General features: G+C 60.6%; 19 protein-coding genes. 8 read left to right on the forward strand and 11 right to left on the reverse strand.

Annotated features, from left to right (window positions below; all coding sequences use genetic code 11):
• Positions 1 to 100: 100 nt before the first annotated feature.
• Positions 101 to 1,006, forward strand: a complete 906-nt coding sequence (locus ACI77I_RS12535) for a cation diffusion facilitator family transporter (RefSeq protein WP_242154130.1) — start codon at positions 101 to 103, stop codon at positions 1,004 to 1,006.
• A 115-nt stretch (positions 1,007 to 1,121) separates the two neighbouring features.
• Here ACI77I_RS12535 and ACI77I_RS12540 read toward each other — a convergent pair whose 3' ends face one another.
• From ACI77I_RS12540 to ureE, 5 genes are all read right to left on the reverse strand, one after another.
• The gene (locus ACI77I_RS12540; RefSeq protein ID WP_094949747.1) at positions 1,122 to 2,246 is read right to left on the reverse strand and encodes an AGE family epimerase/isomerase; all 1,125 of its coding nucleotides are present in this window, start codon (positions 2,244 to 2,246) and stop codon (positions 1,122 to 1,124) included.
• Between the two features lie 159 nt (positions 2,247 to 2,405).
• On the reverse strand, positions 2,406 to 2,978 hold the full coding sequence (locus ACI77I_RS12545; RefSeq protein ID WP_406997698.1) for a HupE/UreJ family protein: 573 nt from the start codon (positions 2,976 to 2,978) through the stop codon (positions 2,406 to 2,408).
• A gap of 26 nt (positions 2,979 to 3,004) precedes the next feature.
• Positions 3,005 to 3,619 carry an urease accessory protein UreG gene (gene ureG, locus ACI77I_RS12550; RefSeq protein ID WP_017849719.1) on the reverse strand — a complete coding sequence of 205 codons (615 nt, stop codon included), beginning with the start codon at positions 3,617 to 3,619 and terminating at the stop codon, positions 3,005 to 3,007.
• A 23-nt stretch (positions 3,620 to 3,642) separates the two neighbouring features.
• A complete protein-coding gene (locus ACI77I_RS12555) occupies positions 3,643 to 4,317 on the reverse strand; it encodes an urease accessory protein UreF (RefSeq protein WP_406997699.1) in 675 nt (224 codons plus the stop codon).
• Positions 4,314 to 4,814: an urease accessory protein UreE gene (gene ureE / locus ACI77I_RS12560; protein ID WP_406997700.1), complete on the reverse strand. Its 501-nt coding sequence runs from the start codon at positions 4,812 to 4,814 to the stop codon at positions 4,314 to 4,316. Before ureE ends, ACI77I_RS12555 begins: the two co-directional genes overlap by 4 nt.
• 340 nt (positions 4,815 to 5,154) lie before the next feature.
• On the opposite strand from ureE, the gene ACI77I_RS12565 reads away from it, so the two are divergent.
• Positions 5,155 to 5,637 (forward strand): C40 family peptidase, encoded by a 483-nt coding sequence (locus ACI77I_RS12565; RefSeq protein ID WP_094949751.1) that lies wholly within the window; start codon positions 5,155 to 5,157, stop codon positions 5,635 to 5,637.
• 11 nt (positions 5,638 to 5,648) lie between these two features.
• Here ACI77I_RS12565 and ACI77I_RS12570 read toward each other — a convergent pair whose 3' ends face one another.
• Positions 5,649 to 6,281: a TetR family transcriptional regulator gene (locus ACI77I_RS12570; protein WP_053254084.1), complete on the reverse strand. Its 633-nt coding sequence runs from the start codon at positions 6,279 to 6,281 to the stop codon at positions 5,649 to 5,651.
• Between the two features lie 152 nt (positions 6,282 to 6,433).
• Positions 6,434 to 6,805: a hypothetical protein gene (locus ACI77I_RS12575; protein WP_094949752.1), complete on the reverse strand. Its 372-nt coding sequence runs from the start codon at positions 6,803 to 6,805 to the stop codon at positions 6,434 to 6,436.
• Positions 6,806 to 7,173: 368 nt separating this feature from the next.
• On the opposite strand from ACI77I_RS12575, the gene ACI77I_RS12580 reads away from it, so the two are divergent.
• The gene (locus tag ACI77I_RS12580) at positions 7,174 to 9,246 is read left to right on the forward strand and encodes an AsmA family protein (protein ID WP_406997701.1); all 2,073 of its coding nucleotides are present in this window, start codon (positions 7,174 to 7,176) and stop codon (positions 9,244 to 9,246) included.
• 128 nt (positions 9,247 to 9,374) lie between these two features.
• Here the strand turns inward: ACI77I_RS12580 and ACI77I_RS12585 are convergent, their stop codons facing one another.
• Together ACI77I_RS12585 and ACI77I_RS12590 are read right to left on the reverse strand one after the other, a co-directional pair.
• Positions 9,375 to 9,905: a bacterioferritin gene (locus ACI77I_RS12585; RefSeq protein ID WP_094949754.1), complete on the reverse strand. Its 531-nt coding sequence runs from the start codon at positions 9,903 to 9,905 to the stop codon at positions 9,375 to 9,377.
• 98 nt (positions 9,906 to 10,003) lie between these two features.
• On the reverse strand, positions 10,004 to 10,903 hold the full coding sequence (locus tag ACI77I_RS12590) for a LysR substrate-binding domain-containing protein (RefSeq protein ID WP_406997702.1): 900 nt from the start codon (positions 10,901 to 10,903) through the stop codon (positions 10,004 to 10,006).
• Between the two features lie 137 nt (positions 10,904 to 11,040).
• On the opposite strand from ACI77I_RS12590, the gene ACI77I_RS12595 reads away from it, so the two are divergent.
• Complete coding sequence (locus ACI77I_RS12595) at positions 11,041 to 11,682, forward strand: FMN-dependent NADH-azoreductase (RefSeq protein WP_406997703.1); 642 nt, start codon at positions 11,041 to 11,043, stop codon at positions 11,680 to 11,682.
• A gap of 77 nt (positions 11,683 to 11,759) precedes the next feature.
• The gene (locus ACI77I_RS12600) at positions 11,760 to 12,650 is read left to right on the forward strand and encodes an esterase/lipase family protein (RefSeq protein ID WP_406997704.1); all 891 of its coding nucleotides are present in this window, start codon (positions 11,760 to 11,762) and stop codon (positions 12,648 to 12,650) included.
• A 113-nt stretch (positions 12,651 to 12,763) separates the two neighbouring features.
• On the opposite strand, the gene ACI77I_RS12605 is transcribed toward ACI77I_RS12600, so the two are convergent.
• Entirely contained in the window at positions 12,764 to 13,651 is an 888-nt protein-coding gene (locus ACI77I_RS12605; protein ID WP_406997706.1) for a DMT family transporter, read from the reverse strand.
• 97 nt (positions 13,652 to 13,748) lie between these two features.
• Between ACI77I_RS12605 and ACI77I_RS12610 the strand changes: the two genes are divergently transcribed.
• The 3 genes from ACI77I_RS12610 to ACI77I_RS12620 all read left to right on the forward strand — a co-directional run bounded on the left by ACI77I_RS12610 (position 13,749) and on the right by ACI77I_RS12620 (position 16,127).
• Entirely contained in the window at positions 13,749 to 14,537 is a 789-nt protein-coding gene (locus ACI77I_RS12610) for an AraC family transcriptional regulator (RefSeq protein WP_406997707.1), read from the forward strand.
• Between the two features lie 71 nt (positions 14,538 to 14,608).
• Positions 14,609 to 14,908, forward strand: a complete 300-nt coding sequence (locus ACI77I_RS12615; RefSeq protein WP_094949760.1) for a PsiF family protein — start codon at positions 14,609 to 14,611, stop codon at positions 14,906 to 14,908.
• Between the two features lie 205 nt (positions 14,909 to 15,113).
• Entirely contained in the window at positions 15,114 to 16,127 is a 1,014-nt protein-coding gene (locus ACI77I_RS12620) for an AI-2E family transporter (RefSeq protein ID WP_094949761.1), read from the forward strand.
• 270 nt (positions 16,128 to 16,397) lie between these two features.
• On the opposite strand, the gene ACI77I_RS12625 is transcribed toward ACI77I_RS12620, so the two are convergent.
• Positions 16,398 to 17,666, reverse strand: a complete 1,269-nt coding sequence (locus tag ACI77I_RS12625) for an Hsp70 family protein (RefSeq protein ID WP_094949762.1) — start codon at positions 17,664 to 17,666, stop codon at positions 16,398 to 16,400.
• Positions 17,667 to 17,737 lie beyond the last annotated feature (71 nt).

Raw genomic sequence — 17,737 nt, forward strand, 5'->3', positions numbered from 1 at the left:
CTGCGAAGGCGTCAAATCGGCCAAAACAAGACATAAGGTACACTCCACTCCGGAAAACCCCTCCGCGCTGTGCGGTTTAAAGGTTTTGACGGGAGGAAATGTGAGTAACCGAGGTGAGCAGGCACTGCTCAAACAATCGACCATCCTGATGTTCGCTGTAGCGATCGCCGGGATTGTCACGGGTGTGATGTCTGGCGCCCAATCCATTCTATTCGACGGCTTTTTCTCGCTGATCGCCACCGCCATCAAGGTGTTGATGCTGATCACGGCCAAGCTGATCGCAAAGAAAAGCAACGAGCGCTTCCAGTTCGGCTACTGGCACTTGGAGCCGATGGTATTGCTGATCGAAGGCAGCTTTTTGCTGCTGATCGCCATCTACGCGTTTCTCAACGGCGTGTTCGGCATTATCAATGGCGGGCGCGAAATCGAGTTAGGGCTGGTGATCGTTTACGCGGCGGTGTTTACCGTCGTCGAATTCGGCTACTTCTTCTACGTGCGCTACCGCAATCGCAAACTGAAATCCTCGCTGATCCAGTTCGACAACATCAGCTGGCTGGTGGACGCGATGCTCTCGGTGGGCTTGCTGATCAGCTTTCTTGCCGCGCTGTTGCTCAAGTCTCAAGGCTATGGCGAGTGGGCGGTGTATGTCGACCCACTGATTCTGATCCTGTTGGCCCTCAGCATGCTGGCGCCGGCGTTCAAGATCCTGCGCCCGGCGTTGCGCGAAGTGCTGGGGATTGCCCCGGACCACTTGGACGACAAGGTGCGCGAAGTGATGGACGCGGCCCAGGCCAAGCATGGTTTCGACGACTACGTGTCCTACGTGCAAAAGCACGGGCGGGCGCGGTTTATCGAGATTCATGTGGTGTTGCCGGCGGATTACCCGGTGGGCAGCGTCGCAACCCTTGATGGGTTGCGCGAAGAGATATCCACAGGGCTCGGTACGCCGGATGCGGCGCGCTGGCTGACGATCAGTTTTACCGGGGATCGCAAGTGGATTGCGTGATGGTCAGTTAGACCGAGGTGAGGCTATCGCAGGCAAGCCAGCTCCCACAGTTAACCGCATTCCAAAGGTTGGACGCGGTCAAGTGTGGGAGCGGGCTTGTCGACAGGTCGCACCGCTACGATAGGGCCTTTGAGGTCAGCCCCTGATAGCAGGTCGCCAAGTGATACGGCGTAGTCGACGGCATATCCCGTCGGCTCACGGCGCCCTTGGCATCCAGGCACTCATGCCAACCCTTTTCATGCAGGAAGTGCTGTTGCAGCGCCAGCAATTGGCGTTGCAGCACCGCCTCACTCTCAGGCCGTAAGGTCAGTGCCCGCAGGTATTCCGCCTGGGCCCAGATCCGTTGAGTGCCATCACGCACCGTGCCGTCCAGGGCAAGCATGCCGCTGACCGCGCCGCTCAATTTATCCACACCCTTAAGCTCGGCGTAGGCAAATGCCCGCGTCAACGAGGCATGCAGCGGCGTGCCGCGCAGTACGTCTGAAGACTCGAGCAAAAAGAACCATTCGAACTGGTGGCCCGGCTCAAACCAGTTATCCACAGCGCCCAGCGGCTTTTCCATCATCACGCCGTGCTGGCGGTCGATGAAGCGCTTCTGCATGGCGGTGGCGAGGTCCAGCAGCGCATCTTGCGTGACGGCGTCTTCACGCACTGCCAGCGTGGCGAGAAAACCTTCGGCCAGGTGCATCAGCGGGTTTTGCAGCGGGCCGGACTTGAGGGACGACCAATTGCGTTCCAACACCGCTTCGTACAGGCCGTCGCCGGTGGCGAAGCGTTCGGCGACCACTTCCAGGGCTGCGTCGAGCACCGACTCCACCAACGGCTCACGCACTTTGGCCCAGTAATGGGCACAGGCGAAGATGATGAAGGCGTGGGTGTAGAGGTCTTTGCGCTTATCCAGCGGCTTGCCGTGGGCGTCGATGCTGTAGAACCAGCCACCGTGCTCGGCGTCGTGGAAGTGCCGCTGCAGGGAACGGAACAGCGCCGCCGCGCGCTCTTCGACAAAGGTTGCACCGGGCTCGCCGATCAGGCTGGCGAACAGGTACAACTGCCGGGCACAGGCCATCGCGCGGTAGCGTTGCGGGGGCAATGGCTGGTGATCGGCGTCCAGCGCCTCATAGGGCAACGCCAACTCGGCATTCCAGCCCGGGCCCTGCCAGAGCGGCACGATCAGGTCATGGAAGTGCGTGAGCACGGCGTTCAACGAAGGCTGGGAGGCGGAACTTGGAGCGATGGGCATCGGCTGGCGTCGTCACGGCAGGGGTGTAGGCGCGCATGGTAGCAGGCTGATCGTTCCCACGCTCTGCGTGGGAATGCATTTTGTGACGCTCTGCGTCGTGCTTTGGGACGCGGAGCGTCCTGGGCGGCGCTCCCACGCAGAGCGTGGGAACGATCAAGGTTAGCCCGCCAACAACCAAACCCCAGTCGCCGCCGAAGCCGCTCCAGCCACCCGCACCAGCGGCGCTGCGGCCGCCGGCAGGAAGCGCACTACGGCATAACCCGCCGCATGCAGAACCGCCGTCGCGCCCACAAACCCAGCCGCATACGCCCACGGGCTGGACATGTCCGGCAGTTCCAGGCCATGCGCCACGCCATGGAACAACGCAAACAGCGCTGTAGCACCCACCGCCACAAACAGCGGCGGCCGCACCGCCAGCGCCACTGCCAGGCCCAGCGCCAGCACCGAGGCAGCAATCCCGCTCTCCAGCGCCGGCAATTGCAGGCCTTCAAAGCCCAGCAGGCCGCCAATCAGCATGGTGCCGACAAAGGTGCAAGGCAGGGCCCAGCGCGCGTTGCCTTTTTGCTGCGCCGCCCACAGGCCGACCGCGACCATAGCCAGTAAGTGATCAATACCGCCCAACGGGTGGCTGATGCCGGCGACCAAACCATTATCACCATGCCCAGGGTGAGCGAAGGCGAGGGCTGGGGCGAGCAGCAGCGCAGCGGTTGCGAGAAATTTGTTGAGATTCATGAACAGGCTCCTTTTTTAGGGTGGGATCAGGCAGCAGTCAGCAGGCCCTGACGTTCGATAAAGGCGACGATTTCATCCAGGCCGACGCCGGTTTTCTGGTTGCTGAACACAAAGGGTTTGCCGTTGCGCATGCGCTGGGTGTCGCTGTTCATCAGCTCAAGCGAGGCGCCTACCAACGGCGCGAGGTCGATCTTGTTGATCACCAGCAAATCGGATTTGCAAATACCGGGCCCGCCTTTGCGTGGCAGCTTGTCGCCGGCCGATACATCGATCACATAGATGGTCAGGTCTGACAGCTCCGGGCTGAACGTCGCCGACAGGTTGTCGCCGCCGGACTCCACCAGGATCAGGTCCAGGCCGGGGAAGCGGCGGTTGAGTTGGTCCACCGCCTCGAGGTTAATCGAGGCATCTTCGCGGATCGCCGTGTGCGGGCAGCCGCCGGTTTCCACGCCGATGATGCGTTCGGGCGCCAAGGCTTGGTTGCGCACCAGAAAGTCGGCGTCTTCGCGGGTGTAGATGTCGTTGGTCACCACGGCCAAGTTGTAGCGATCGCGCAAGGCCAGGCACAGCGCCAAGGTCAGGGCCGTCTTGCCGGAGCCCACCGGGCCGCCGATGCCGACACGCAAAGGTTGTGTGTTCATGTGCTTCTCCAAAATTAAAGGCCCTAGCTACGAAACAAGCGGCTGTACTGGCGCTCATGGGCCATGCACGCCAGGGACAGGCCGAACGCGGCGCTGCCGAAATGGTTGGGGTCGATGCGGCCGGCGTCTTGCTGGGCTTGTTGCAACAGCGGCAGCAGTTCGCTGGTCAGGCGCTGGGCGGCCTGCTGGCCCAACGGCAACGTCTTCATCAATACGGCGAGTTGGTTTTCCAGCCAGCTCCACAGCCAAGCGGCGAGGGCGTCATCCGGGCTGATGTGCCAGGCGCGCGCCGCCAGGGCCCAGCCCAGGGCCAGGTGCGGTTCGGCGCATTGCTGCACAAATGTACGCGCGGCGTCGTCCAGTTCCGGCAAGCCATTGAGCAGTTGTTGCAGGGAGTAGCCCATTTGCCGGCTCTCCTGATACAGCTCGCGGGTCTCGCGGCTGGCGCGATGTTCTTCGCACAATTGCGCCAGATGCGGCCAGTCTTCATCCGCCGCCGCGCGGCAATGGGCGAGCAGCAATGGCGCTTCGAAACGCGCAAGGTTGAGCAGCAACTGGTCGCTGACCCAGCGTCGCGTACTGGCGGCATCCTTGACGCGGCCATTGTCCACGGCCATTTCCAGGCCTTGGGAATAGCTGTAGCCGCCAATCGGCAATTGCGGACTGGCCAGGCGCAACAGCGCCCAGGCTGGGTTCATAGACGTACGCCGAACTGGTGCAGCTTGGGCGGGTAGTTGAAGTCTTCATCGCCGTGGCGCGAATGGTGATGACCACCGCCATAGGCGCCGTGTTCCGGCTGGAACGGCGCTTCGAGGGTTTCTGTGTGGGCCCCTAGCTGTTCGAGCATGGCCTTGAGCACATAGTCATCAAGCAGGCGCAGCCAGCCGTCGCCGACTTGCAGGGCGACATGGCGGTTGCCGAGGTGATAAGCCGCGCGGGTCAGTTCAAACGCGTTGCTGCAGGTGACGTGTAGCAGGTGTTCAGGGCGGGCAACGACGCGTACGACACGTCCGTCTTCAGCCTGTAGGCATTCGCCATCGTGCAATGGCGGTTGGCCGCGCTCCAGAAACAGGCCGACGTCTTCACCGTCGGCACTGAAACAGCGCAGGCGGCTTTTGCTGCGAGCTTCGAAGTTCAGCAGCAGTTCAGCGGCCCAGAGGGCTTGTCGGGCGATTCGGCGGTGGATCACCAGCATCAGGAGGCTTCCAGCTATGAGCGATAAAAGAGCTAGAGCAAGGGGCTTGCCAACCGCACGTGCGAATGGGAAAACCCTGTAGGCAAGCATGGGCATGCCACCGAATAGGGCGTCAGTTGATTCCTACGGCGCATCCAAATGGTGCGTGATTGAATTTATAGCACCGGATGTGGGCGTTTTGCGTTGAGTTCTACTGAGTGCAGCATGAAATTTCTTTCATCTGATTCGCACTGGATTTTTTCTCGGAAGCGTCTTACGCATAACCAAGACTTGGCTCTCAAAAAGTTACGGGCTGTTTCATTACGATGTGCGCCGTCTTTAATTCTTAGCGACGTCGACCATGTTCCAAGTATTTTTATATGCAGTCATTGTCAGTCTCTCCTACGCCGTCATACCGGCGTCGGCCAATTTAAAGCCGTCTGTGGTCTTCAGTTCTGCTGCCTCCATCGATAATGTGATTGATCGTGCCCATGAGTTGCTCGGCACGCCTTACAACGGGCGTGGAGCCACGGTTGATCAAGGGTTTGATTGCAGCGGTTTCCTGGTCTATCTGTTCAAGACCGAAGCCAATATTCGCCTGCCGCGCACGACCACGCAGATGCATCGCTCAAGCGCCGCGACCGTCCCGAAAGAGGCTCTCATGCCGGGCGATGCGGTGTTTTTCAAAGGTAATGGGAGCGGCCAGGTCAGCCATGTCGGCCTTTATGTGGGCGAAGGCAAATTCATTCACTCGCCCAGTACCGGCAAGCGCGTTCGTATCGATTCGCTGAATAGCACTTACTGGAAAAAAAACTACACCAGCGCCAAACGCTTCCACCCGTAGGGCTGATCGGCTTACTCGGTGCTGCCCAGGCCTTGCCAGTGCTTGAGGCCGATAAAGATAAAGCGCAGTTGCTGGGTGATTTTCGCCTGAGGCGTGAGATGGGCAGGCAGGGCCTGGGCCGGCGGGTCAATGATGTCGGGCAGGGTGGCGAACACGCTCTTGACGATCAGGTCTGCCATTACGTGCAAGCCTTCGGCATCCAGGTGCTGGAGCTTGGGCATCAGTGTGAGGTCGGCCGCCAAGTCGCTGGTGATGTCTTCGCGCAAGGCACCGATGGCCTGGCGCACAGCCAGGCAGCCACCGTATTGTTCGCGGGCCAGGAACAGGAACTGCGAGCGGTTGGCCGAGACCACATCCAGAAAGATCCGTACGGACGCATCGATGATGCCGCCCATCACGAACTCGTTGTGGCGCACCAGGCGAATCGTGGCGCGGAAGGTCTGGCCGACTTCACTGACCAATACCAACCCCAACTGGTCCATGTCGTCAAAATGACGATAGAACCCGGTCGGCACGATCCCGGCGGTCTTGGCCACTTCGCGCAGGCTCAGGCTGCCGAACCCACGGCCACACTCCATCAGATGGCGGGCTGCGTCCATCAAGGCGAGGCGGGTCTGTTGCTTCTGTTCGGCGCGGGGCAGCATCGGCGGGCGGGCTTAGTCGGCAAGTACAGCGACGCACTCTAGCAAAACCGCTTCGCTGGCGTCGAACTTGGTGGTGTGGGGTGTGACGTAGTTTCTATAAAAAAGCAAAAGCCCGATCGGTCGATCGGGCTTTTTTCTGGGCCACCACGGGCTTAGCTCTGAGCTTGATGCAGTTCTTGCAGGCGATCAGCACCACCTTCGGCAATACCTTGGGTGTATGCGCGGTCGTTGGCTTGTTCAGCGCCGCCTTCTACCAGACCTTTCTGTTCCAGGCGATCACGGCCACCTTCAGCAACGCCTTCGGTGTAGGCACGTTTGTTGGCGTGTTCCGAACCGTTCTCTGCAACAGCGCCTTTGGCGTAGTCACGGTTTTCATCTTCTTGCGAACCGCTGCGAGCCACGGTTTGGCTGGATTGCACGGCTTGAGCTTTGTTCTGTGGGGTAGCTTGTTCAGCGGCTGGCAGGGCAAAAGCACTGGAAGCCAGGACAGACAGCAGAACGGTAGCGAGTATTTGGCGTTTCATGAGGGTTGCTCCTTGGGAGGGCGATAAAGTGGGTACAGGGCTAATGCTACTCTCGATAAGTCGATATAAAAGTTCATAAACGCAATGGTAATAATCAACAGAATTGATTGTTCCCTGCGGAGGCTCTAGACCGAGCCTCTCAAGCCCGCGGTTTTGCACCATGGTGGGTATTTTCGACCCGTTCATGGGTAACACTGGTGCATTGTTGATGGTTTGGTCGACTTGAGCTGTAGGAGAAGTCGCTTTTTTTGCTGGGAATTCGTACTCGGGCTAAACCCCCAGACCATTTGTCAGTCGTAGCTCTATAAGCTGTAGTCAAAAGGCGCGCGGCAACGCGCGCCCTCAGTCGTAACCAGGAGTCCTGTGCAATGACGCGCACTCGTAAAATTGTCGTTTGGAGCTGCGCCAGCTTCGTTCTGTTAATCGCCGTGGTGGTCTTGGTGCTGGTGTTCTTTGACTGGAACCGCATCAAACCGCCGCTTAATGCCAAGGTTTCCGAAGAGCTGCATCGCCCCTTTGCCATCAATGGCAACCTGGCGGTGGTGTGGGCGCGTGAGCCGGATGAAGGTGGCTGGCGTGCCTGGGTGCCGTGGCCGCATGTGATTGCCGAAGACCTGACGCTGGGCAACCCCGACTGGTCGAAAAAGCCGCAAATGGTCACCCTCAAGCGCGTGGAGTTGCGCATCTCGCCCCTGGCGTTGCTGGTGCAGCGCGTGGTGATTCCGCGTATCGACCTCACCGAACCCAGCGCCGACCTGCAGCGCCTGGCCGACGGCCGCGCCAACTGGACCTTCAAGTTCGACCCCAAGGACCCCAACGCCGAGCCTTCCAGCTGGGTGGTGGACATCGGCGCCATCGGCTTCGACAAAGGCCACGTGACCCTCGACGACCAGACCCTCAAGACCCAGCTCGACGTGATTATCGACCCGCTGGGCAAGCCGATTCCCTTCGGCGAAATCGTCGGTGACGCCGATGCCAAAAAGGCCTTGGAAAAAGGCTCAGCGCCCCAGGACTACGCGTTCGGCCTCAAGGTCAAAGGCCAATACCACGGCCAGAAACTCGACGGCGCCGGCAAGATCGGCGGGCTGCTCGCCTTGCAGGACGCGGCCAAGCCGTTCCCGCTGCAAGCCCAGGTGAAAATCGCTGACACCCGCATCGCGCTGGCCGGCACTCTGACCGACCCGCTGAACCTCGGCGCCCTGGACCTGCGCCTGAAACTCGCCGGCAGCAGCCTGGGCAACCTGTACCCGCTGACCGGCGTCACCTTGCCGGACTCGCCGGCCTATTCCACTGACGGCCACCTGATCGCCAAACTGCATGAAGCCAGCGGCGCCTCATTCCGCTACGAGAACTTCAACGGCAAGATCGGCGACAGCGACATCCACGGCAACCTGGCCTATGTCGCCAGCCAGCCACGGCCCAAACTCAGCGGCGCGCTGGTGTCCAACCAACTGCTGATGACCGACCTGGCACCGTTGATCGGTGCCGATTCCAACGCCAAGCAAAAAGCCCGTGGCGGTGAAAGCAAGCAACCGGCGACCAAAGTGCTGCCAGTGGAAGAATTCCGCACCGCGCGCTGGCGCGAGATGGACGCCGATGTGGAATTCACCGGCAAACGCATCGTGCACAGTGCCGATCTGCCTTTCACCGACCTCTATACCCACTTGGTGCTCAATGATGGCGAACTGAGCCTGGAGCCCCTGCGTTTCGGCGTGGCCGGCGGCAAGCTGGATGCGCAAATTCGCCTGAATGGCCGCACTGTACCCATGGAAGGTCGCGCCAAACTCACTGCGCGCAACTTCAAGCTCAAGCAGCTGTTCCCGACCTTCGAGCCGATGAAAACCAGCTTTGGTGAACTCAACGGTGACGCGGATATTTCCGGGCGCGGTAACTCCGTGGCGGCGCTGCTGGGCAGCTCTAACGGCGATCTGAAGATGCTCATCAACGACGGCGCCATCAGCCGAGGCCTGATGGAAATTGCCGGGCTTAACGTGGGCAACTACGTAGTAGGCCGCCTGTTCGGCGACAAGGAAGTGAAGATCAACTGCGCGGCGGCGGACTTCGGCATCAAGACTGGCCTTGCGACCACTCGCCTGTTTGTGTTCGATACCGAGAACGCGATCATCTATATCGATGGCACCGCGAACATGGCGACCGAACAGTTGGACCTCACCATCACGCCGGAGTCGAAGGGCTTCCGCCTGTTCTCTCTGCGTTCGCCGCTGTACGTGAATGGGCCGTTTATCAAGCCGAATGCGGGTGTGAAGGCGGTGCCGCTGATGCTGCGTGGCGCCGGGATGGTTGCGCTGGGTGTCATCGCCGGCCCGGCGGCGGGGCTGCTGGCCTTGGTAGCACCTAGCGGTGATGAGCCGAACCAATGTGCACCGTTGCTGCAGCAGATGAGGGAAGGCAAAGCGCCAAAGACCGTGAAAAGTAACTGACGAAACCGCAAACTAAATGTGGGAGCTGGCTTGCCTGCGATAGCGGTGTAACAGTCGACAGATGCACTGACTGTTCGATAGCTATCGCGGGCAAGCCCGCTCCCACAGGGGTTCAGCGGTGTGGCGGGTTATAGGTCCTGCAGAATATCCGCCATGTCATCGGCGTGTTCTTCTTCCTGGGCCAGGATGTCTTCGAAGATGCGACGGGTGGTCGGGTCTTTGTCGCCGATGTACTGGATGATCTCGCGGTAGCTGTCCACCGCAATCCGTTCGGCCACCAGGTCTTCGTAGACCATTTCCTTCAGCGAGTTGCCGGCCACGTATTGGGCGTGTGAGTTCTTCGACAGCAGGTCAGGGTTGAACTCCGGCTCGCCGCCCAGTTGCACGATGCGCTCGGCCAGTTTGTCGGCGTGCTCAGCTTCCTGGGTCGCGTGCTCGAGGAATTCATCGGCGGCGACGCTGGCTTTCAGGCCGGTGGCCATGAAGTAGTGACGTTTGTAGCGCAACACGCAGACCAACTCAGTGGCCAGGGACGCGTTGAGCAGTCGGATGATTTCTTCGCGGTCGGCGTTGTAGCCTTCGGTTACGGCGCCGTTTTCGACGTTCTGGCGGGCGCGGCTGCGTAGGGTCGCAACGTCAGTCAAATGTGCTTCAGTCATCTCAATCTCCTGGTGCTAATCCGGTTTTACGCCACGCTCTGCCGGCGTGATCGCTATAAGTTGTGAGTCCCGCGCGACGCAAAAAGTTTTATCGGATTTCACAACGCATGGCCGGACAGCCTCGCCTCCTCCTGCACCCACTGGAAAAACGCGCGCACCGGTGGATGCCGCTCCCGCCCCGGCACACACAGCGCGCTGTAGCCGGCGCCGCCGACGCTGACCTGCGGCCGATAGGGCACCAGTAAACCGCTGGCCACGCTTTCCGACACCAGAATGTTGCTCGCCAGCACCAACCCCTGGCCGGCAATCGCCGCTTGCAATGCGTAGTGTTCCTCATCGTATTCACGCGAAGGCAGCCGGTGATCCAGCCACCTCTCCGAGGCTTTGTCGCACCACGCCTGCCAGCCCAAGGCGTAAAGCTCGGAGTTGTGCCAGCGCACGCTGATCAGCGTTGGCACCTGGGTGCTGGCCCGCGCGACCTGTTCGGGCGAGCCATACACCGCAAAACATTCATCGAACAGGCACTGGCCGTACAGGTTGGGGTAGTCGCCCATGCTGTAGCGAATCACCAGATCAACGCTGGCATCCTGCTGCAAGTCGACGACCTCGCACTGGGTGTCCAGTCGCAGGTTGATGTCCGGATGAGCTGCGTAGAAACGGCCCAGCCGTGGCACCAGCCACAGCGCCGCAAAGGCTGGCGTGGTGGACACCGTGAGGTGCCCGGCGCTGCGTTGCGGGCGCAGGGTGTCGAGGCTTTGTGCCACATCCAGCAGGGCGCCATGCACGCTGTGAAACAGCCGCTCGCCGCCTTCGGTCAGGCGCACCTGGCGTGGCAGGCGTTCGAACAATTGCACGCCCAGCCAGGTTTCCAGGGCGCGAATCTGATGCGATACCGCCGTGGGCGTCACCGACAGTTCCTGGGCCGCCGCCTTGAAGCTCAACAGGCGCGAAGCAGACTCAAAGGTACGCAGGGCGGTCAGGGGTAGCGAAGCAAACATTCTGTCTCCATGGATGAAATGGATTCATCCGGATTAACTATTGCTCATTTGTCGGTCAGGGCGCTCAGCTCTAGATTTACTAGCAAAAGCGGCGACCATCCAGGTTGCCTGAGTGTATCCGGTGAAGGCTAAAACAGATGAAAAAAATGCTAGTGGTTCACGCCAGCCCACGTGGCGAACGTTCTCACTCCCGGCGCCTGGCCGAGTCGTTTCTCGATGCCTGGCAGGCGGCTAACCCTGATGCACAGATCACCCGACGCGAAGTCGGCCGGGCTTTTATCCCGCATGTCACCGAGGCGTTTGTCGCGGCGAATTTCTACCCCGAGCCGCAATCGCTGCCGAAAGTGATGAAGGCCGACCTGCAATTGAGCGACGAACTGGTCGGCGAGCTGATCGAACATGAGCTGCTGGTGATCTCCATGCCGCTGTACAACTTTGGCGTGCCCAGCGGCCTCAAGGCCTGGATCGACCAGATCGTGCGCTTGGGCCTCACCTTCGATATCACCCAAGACAGCCAGGGCATCGCGCAGTACCAGGCGTTGCTCAAGGGTAAGCGCGCACTGATCATCACCAGCCGTGGCGGCAACGGGTTCGGCCCCGGTGGTGAAAACGAAGGGATGAACCATGCCGACCCGCACCTGCGCACGGCGCTGGGTTACATCGGTATCGATGACATTCGGGTGATCGCCGCCGAAGGTGAGGAGTCGGACAAAAGCGTATTCCTGCGCGCCTGTGAAGAGGCTGAGCGCCAGTTGCGCGACCTGGCCGGGCATTTTTAACCCGCCTCGGTCATGGGGCGGTCACGTCCAGTGGTCTAGGATGGCGTTATCGCTTGCCTGATCAGGATGCCCGCTGCATGCCCGAGTCTCTCGCCACGCGTTATCCCCTGGTGCTGGTGCCCGGCATGCTCGGCTTCGTGCGTCTGGGGTTGTTTCCCTACTGGTACGGCATCGTCCCGGCGCTGCGCAGGGGTGGGGCGCAGGTGTTTCCCGTGCAAGTGGCGCCGCTGGATTCCAGTGAGGTGCGCGGTGAGCAGTTGTTGGTGCAGATCGAGCAGATTCGCCGCGAGACCGGCGCCGACAAGGTCAACCTGATCGGCCATAGCCAGGGCTCGCTGACGGCGCGGTATGCCGCGGCCAAGCGCCCGGAATGGGTGGCATCGGTAACGTCGGTGGCCGGGCCTAATCATGGTTCGGAATTGGCGGATTATTTCCATGCCCATTACCCTCCGGACAGTTGGAAAGGCCGGCTCGTGAGCACGCTGTTTCATCTGGTCGCCTGGGTGATGGGCCTGCTGGAAACCGGCTATCGCGGGCCGCGCTTCAAGACCGATTTGCACGCCTCGCATCAGTCCTTGACCACTGCAGGCGTGGCCCTGTTCAACCGCCAGTATCCGCAGGGTTTGCCGCAAACCTGGGGCGGGCAGGGTGCTGAGGTCGTCAACGGCGTGCGTTATTACTCGTGGTCCGGCACCTTGCAGCCGGGCAAGACTGATCGTGGGCGCAACCTGCTGGACGGCACGAACCGCAGCTGCCGGTTGTTCGCGCGCAGTTTTGTGCGGGAGAAGGGCCAGTGTGACGGCATGGTCGGGCGCTATAGCTCACACCTGGGGTTGGTGATTGGCGATGACTACGCTTTGGATCACTTCGATATCGTCAACCAATCCTTCGGGCTGGTGGGCAAGGGCGCGGAGCCGATTCGGTTGTTTGTTGAGCATGCGCAAAGGCTGAAGGTTGCGGGGGGTTAGCAGGTTCACCGCGTTATCGTTCTTCGCGAGCAAGCCCGCTCCCACATTCGACCGAGTTTCACATTTGGAATGTGATCGAATGTGGGAGCGGGCTTGCTCGCGAAGGCTATTTATCAGGCAACACTGACCTGACGACGAACCGGCGTCGTCCAACGCTCCGACAAAATCACCCCGCCCAACGTCAGCAAACCACCCACCAAGTGGTACATCGCCAACTCCTCCTTCAACACCACCGCCGCAATCAACGCGGTAATCAACGGCAGCAGGTTGAAAAACAGCGTGGTTCGGCTTGGCCCCAGGGTTTTCACCGAGTGCATCCACGCCAGTGGCGCGACCATCGACGCCAGCAAGCACGCGTACAGCACCAGCGGAATGTTCGCCCAGCCCAGGCCCGCCTTGGTCGAGAACAGGAACAGCGGAAACAGCACCACCACCGCCACCAGCACTTGCAGGTACAGCAGCACCAACGGCGGCAGGCGCAGCTGCCATTTTTTCAGCAAGGTGCTGTAGACCGCGTAGGCCAGGGTGGCAATCAGCATCATGGCGTCGCCCAGGTTGAGCCCGTGTTGCAGCAACGCGCCCAGGCTGCCGGTCGAGACCACCACCACCACGCCTGCGAACGACAGCACCGCGCCGGTCAGTGCGCCAAAGGTCAGGCGTTGGCCGAGGCTGATGATGGCGGCGGTCAATGACATCAACGGCATCAGCGAGAGGATGATGCCCATATTGGTGGCGCTGGTCAGGGTCGCGGCGTAGTAGGCCAGGCTCTGATACACCGCCATGCCGAGCACGCCGAGGATGAAGATCTTGCCCAGGTTCGGGCGGATCAGCGCCCAGTTGGCGATCACCGGCTTGAGCATGAACGGAGTGAACAGCAGCGCCGCCAGCAACCAGCGGTAAAAGCCGATTTCTGCGGGGAAGATAGTGCCCACGGCCAGTTTGTTGACCACGGTGTTACCGGCCCAGATAAAGATAGCCAGCAGGGGGTACGCGTATTGCATCGAAAGAAACCAGGTGTGTTGATGAGGCAGGATTATCCCCTGTCTGGATCGAAGCCTATACTGCGATCCAGACAAATGACCTTTGTATCCAGACAATATGGCCAGACATACCGTACGCCTCGCGGATTTCCGCAGCCTGCCGAGCCCGGTCTACTTCCGTTACTCCGAATTTGCCCCGGACACCGAGTGCACACCGCACCGGCATTTGTGGGGTTCGCTGGACTACTCAGCCAACGGCGTGATGCGCATGGAAGTGGCCGGCAGCCGCTTTATGTCGCCGCCGCAGTACGCGGTATGGATCCCGCCCAATACCGAGCACAGCTCCTACAATGCCCAGGCGATTGTCTACCGCTCGGTGGGCCTGGCCCCGGCACTCTGCGAGCAATTGCCCAAGGCGCCCTGCACCTTGGCGATCAGTGAAATCCTCAAGGCCATTCTCAGTGATTTTGCCCAGCGTGACGTCAACATCCCGCAGACCGAGGCCGACATCCGCCTGGCCCAAGTGTTGGTGGATCAACTCAAGCAAGCGCCGATTCACGATTGCTTCCTGCCTTACGCGCGCCACCCCGGCTTGCTGGGTGTGCTCGAAGGCATGCAGGCCGAGCCCGGCGACAACCGCCCGCTGGCGCAATGGGCGCAGCAGGTGCATGTGAGTGAACGGACATTGGCGCGCCAGTTTGTGCGAGAGCTGGGCATGAGCTTCGGCGAATGGCGCCAGCGTCTGCGTTACCTGGCGGCCATCGAAGCCCTCGACAGCGACCACAGCGTGCAACACGTGGCGTTTGACCTGGGCTACAGCACCGCCTCGGCCTTCATCGCCATGTTCCAGCGCCACGCCGGCTGCACCCCGGAGCAGTATCGTCGAACAAATATACGTAGCCGGTGAAGATGTAACAGGCTTTGACTACACTGCTGCGTAGGCCGTGCCCCCCGGCACGGTAACAGGGAGAAAACTCCATGAAGATGCTGCGTATTCCGTTGTTGATGATGGGCCTGCTGCTGTGTTCCCAAGGCTTTGCCGCTACCGCCCAGCAAAATAAGATGACCACCTGCAATGCTGACGCCACCACCAAGACGCTTAAAGGCGATGATCGCAAGGCCTTTATGAAGACCTGTTTGTCGGCGCCAGCCGCCAACGACGCCAAGACCCTGACCCCACAGCAGCAGAAGATGAAAGACTGCAACGCCACAGCGAAAACCAAGGCGTTGACCGGCGATGCGCGTAAGACCTTTATGAGCACTTGCCTCAAAGGCTGATCACGATTTCGCCAACGCTGGAGCTCAATGTGGGAGCTGGCTTGCCTGCGATAGCATCACCTCAGTAGGCCTGATAGACCGAGGCGCCTGCATCGCGGGCAAGCCCGGCTACCACACTTGATCGCATTCACACCCTGGCCTCTCGCTTGATTCCCTCAAGGCTGGCAGACTGCCCATCCTTTAACGCCGTTCGTTTTGAGGCTGTATGCCAACGTTTTCTCAGCGTCACGTGTTGTTGTTGGTCAGTTGCATCATCATTTTCGGTGGATTACTGCTGGTCCTGCCGCTCAAGCTGCTGCCCAGCCTGTTGGCCGGCCTGCTGGTCTATGAGCTGGTCAACATGCTCACCCCGCAGTTGCAGCGGCTGATCGAAGGCCGCCGTGCGCGCTGGCTCGCCGTGGCCTTGCTCGGCACATTGATCGTCAGCGTGCTGACGTTGATCTTCGCCGGCGCCATCAGCTTCCTGCTCCACGAAGCGGAAAACCCCGGGGCTTCCCTCGACAAATTCATGGGCGTGGTCGACCGCGCGCGCGGCCAATTACCGCCGTTTCTCGACGCCTACCTGCCCGCCAGCGCCGCAGAATTTCGCGTGGCCATCGGCGATTGGCTGAGCAAACACCTAAGCGAGTTGCAACTGGTCGGCAAAGACGCCGCCCACATGTTCGTCACCTTGCTGATCGGCATGGTCCTCGGTGCGATCATCGCGCTGCAACGCGTGCCCGACGTGACCAAGCGCAAACCCCTGGCTGCCGCGCTGTTCGACCGCCTGCACCTGCTGGTCCAGGCGTTTCGCAACATCGTCTTCGCCCAGATCAAGATTGCCGCGCTCAACACTATGTTCACCGCGATCTTCCTCGCGGTGGTGCTGCCGCTGTGCGGGATCCACCTGCCGCTGACCAAAACCCTGATCGTGCTGACCTTCTTGCTTGGCCTGCTGCCGGTCATCGGCAACTTGATGTCCAACACCCTGATCACCATCGTCGCGCTGTCGATTTCAATCTGGGTGGCGGTGGCGGCGCTGGGGTATTTGATCGTGATCCACAAGGTCGAATACTTTCTCAACGCGCGCATCGTCGGCGGGCAGATCAGTGCCAAGTCGTGGGAATTGCTGCTGGCGATGCTGGTGTTTGAAGCCGCATTCGGCTTGCCGGGCGTGGTGGCGGGGCCGATTTATTACGCGTATTTGAAGAGTGAACTGAAACTCGCCGGCATGGTTTGACTGACATCGGCGACGTTGGGCTGCGAAGCGGCTCCAGTTTCAGGTACTCCCGAGTGGCTGGTTTTGGGGCTGCTGCGCAGCCCAGCGCGGGGCAAGCCCGCTCGCCACAGAGGGGGGCTGTGGCAACTGGGGTTTCATGTGTGCACGGGTCAAAATGTGGGAGCGGGCTTGCCCGCGATGGCGTCGGGTCAGTTGATAAATACATCGACTGACACTTTACTATCGCGGGCAATCCCGCTCCCACCTATGGATTTGCTGTGTTAGTGAAGGTCAGCTGCCGTAACGCTTGCTTGCTTCAATCGCCAAACCACTGCCGATACTGCCAAAGATATTGCCTTCCACATGCCGCGCATTCGGCAGCATCGCCGAAATGCTGTGGCGCAGTGCCGGTATCCCGCTGGAACCGCCGGTAAAGAACACCGTGTCCACCTGCGCCACTTCCACCGACGCATCGGTTAGCAATTTGGTAACGCTGTTACGCACGCGCTCCAGCAAACCATCAATCGCCGATTCGAACAGGCTGCGGCTCAGGTCCACGCTCAACCCTGGCTCAACCCGGTCCAGCAGCACATGGCGGTTGTCTTCGTGGGTCAGTTGGATCTTGGTTTCTTCCACTTCCATCGCCAGCCAGTGCCCAGCGCGCTGTTCGATCAGCTTGAACAGGCGGTCGATGCCGCCGGTGTCTTCGATGTCGTAGCGCATGCTGCCCAGGGCCAACTGGGATTTTTGCGAGTACACCGAGTTGATGGTGTGCCAAGTGGCCAGGTTCATGTGGTGGCTGGTGGGCATGTAGGCGCCGCTTTTCATGCGGCTGCCGTAGCCGAACAGCGGCATCATGCCGGCCAGCGACAGTTGTTTGTCGAAGTCGGTACCGCCGATGTGCACGCCGCCGGTGGCGAGGATGTCATCGTGGCGGTTGTCGTTGTGACGGCGGTCCGGCGACAGGCGCACCAGCGAGAAGTCGGACGTACCACCGCCAATGTCGACGATCAGTACCAGCTCTTCTTTCTCGATGGTGGACTCGTAGTCGAAGGCTGCCGCAATCGGTTCGTACTGGAACGAAATGTCCTTGAAACCGATCTTGCGTGCCACATCGACCAGGGTGTTCTCGGCCTCTTGGTCGGCCATCGGGTCGTCATCGACAAAAAACACCGGGCGGCCCAGCACTACTTCCTCGAACTCACGGCCGGCGGTGGTCTCGGCGCGGCTCTTGAGCTGGCCGATAAACAGCGCCAGCAGGTCGGTGAACGGCATCGCCGTGCCGAGTACGCTGGTGTCGTGCTTGATCAGCTTGGAACCCAGCAGGCTCTTGAGCGAGCGCATCAGCCGGCCTTCGTAGTTTTCCAGGTATTCGTGCAGGGCCAGGCGCCCGTAGACCGGGCGGCGCTCCTCGAAGTTGAAGAACACCACCGACGGCAACGTGATCTTGTCGTCCTCCAGCGCAATAAGCGTCTCCTCGCCGGGGCGGATCCAGCCGACGGTGGAGTTGGACGTGCCGAAGTCGATACCGCAGGCACGGGCTGGGGATGGGTTTTTCATGTCTATCTGGTTCCGGTTGAAAAACGGCCGCGCAGTGTATGCCAGTCGAAGGCGGATGCGTAGGCCGACCA

Source organism: Pseudomonas sp. D47, from assembly GCF_045447305.1.
Classification (GTDB): domain Bacteria; phylum Pseudomonadota; class Gammaproteobacteria; order Pseudomonadales; family Pseudomonadaceae; genus Aquipseudomonas.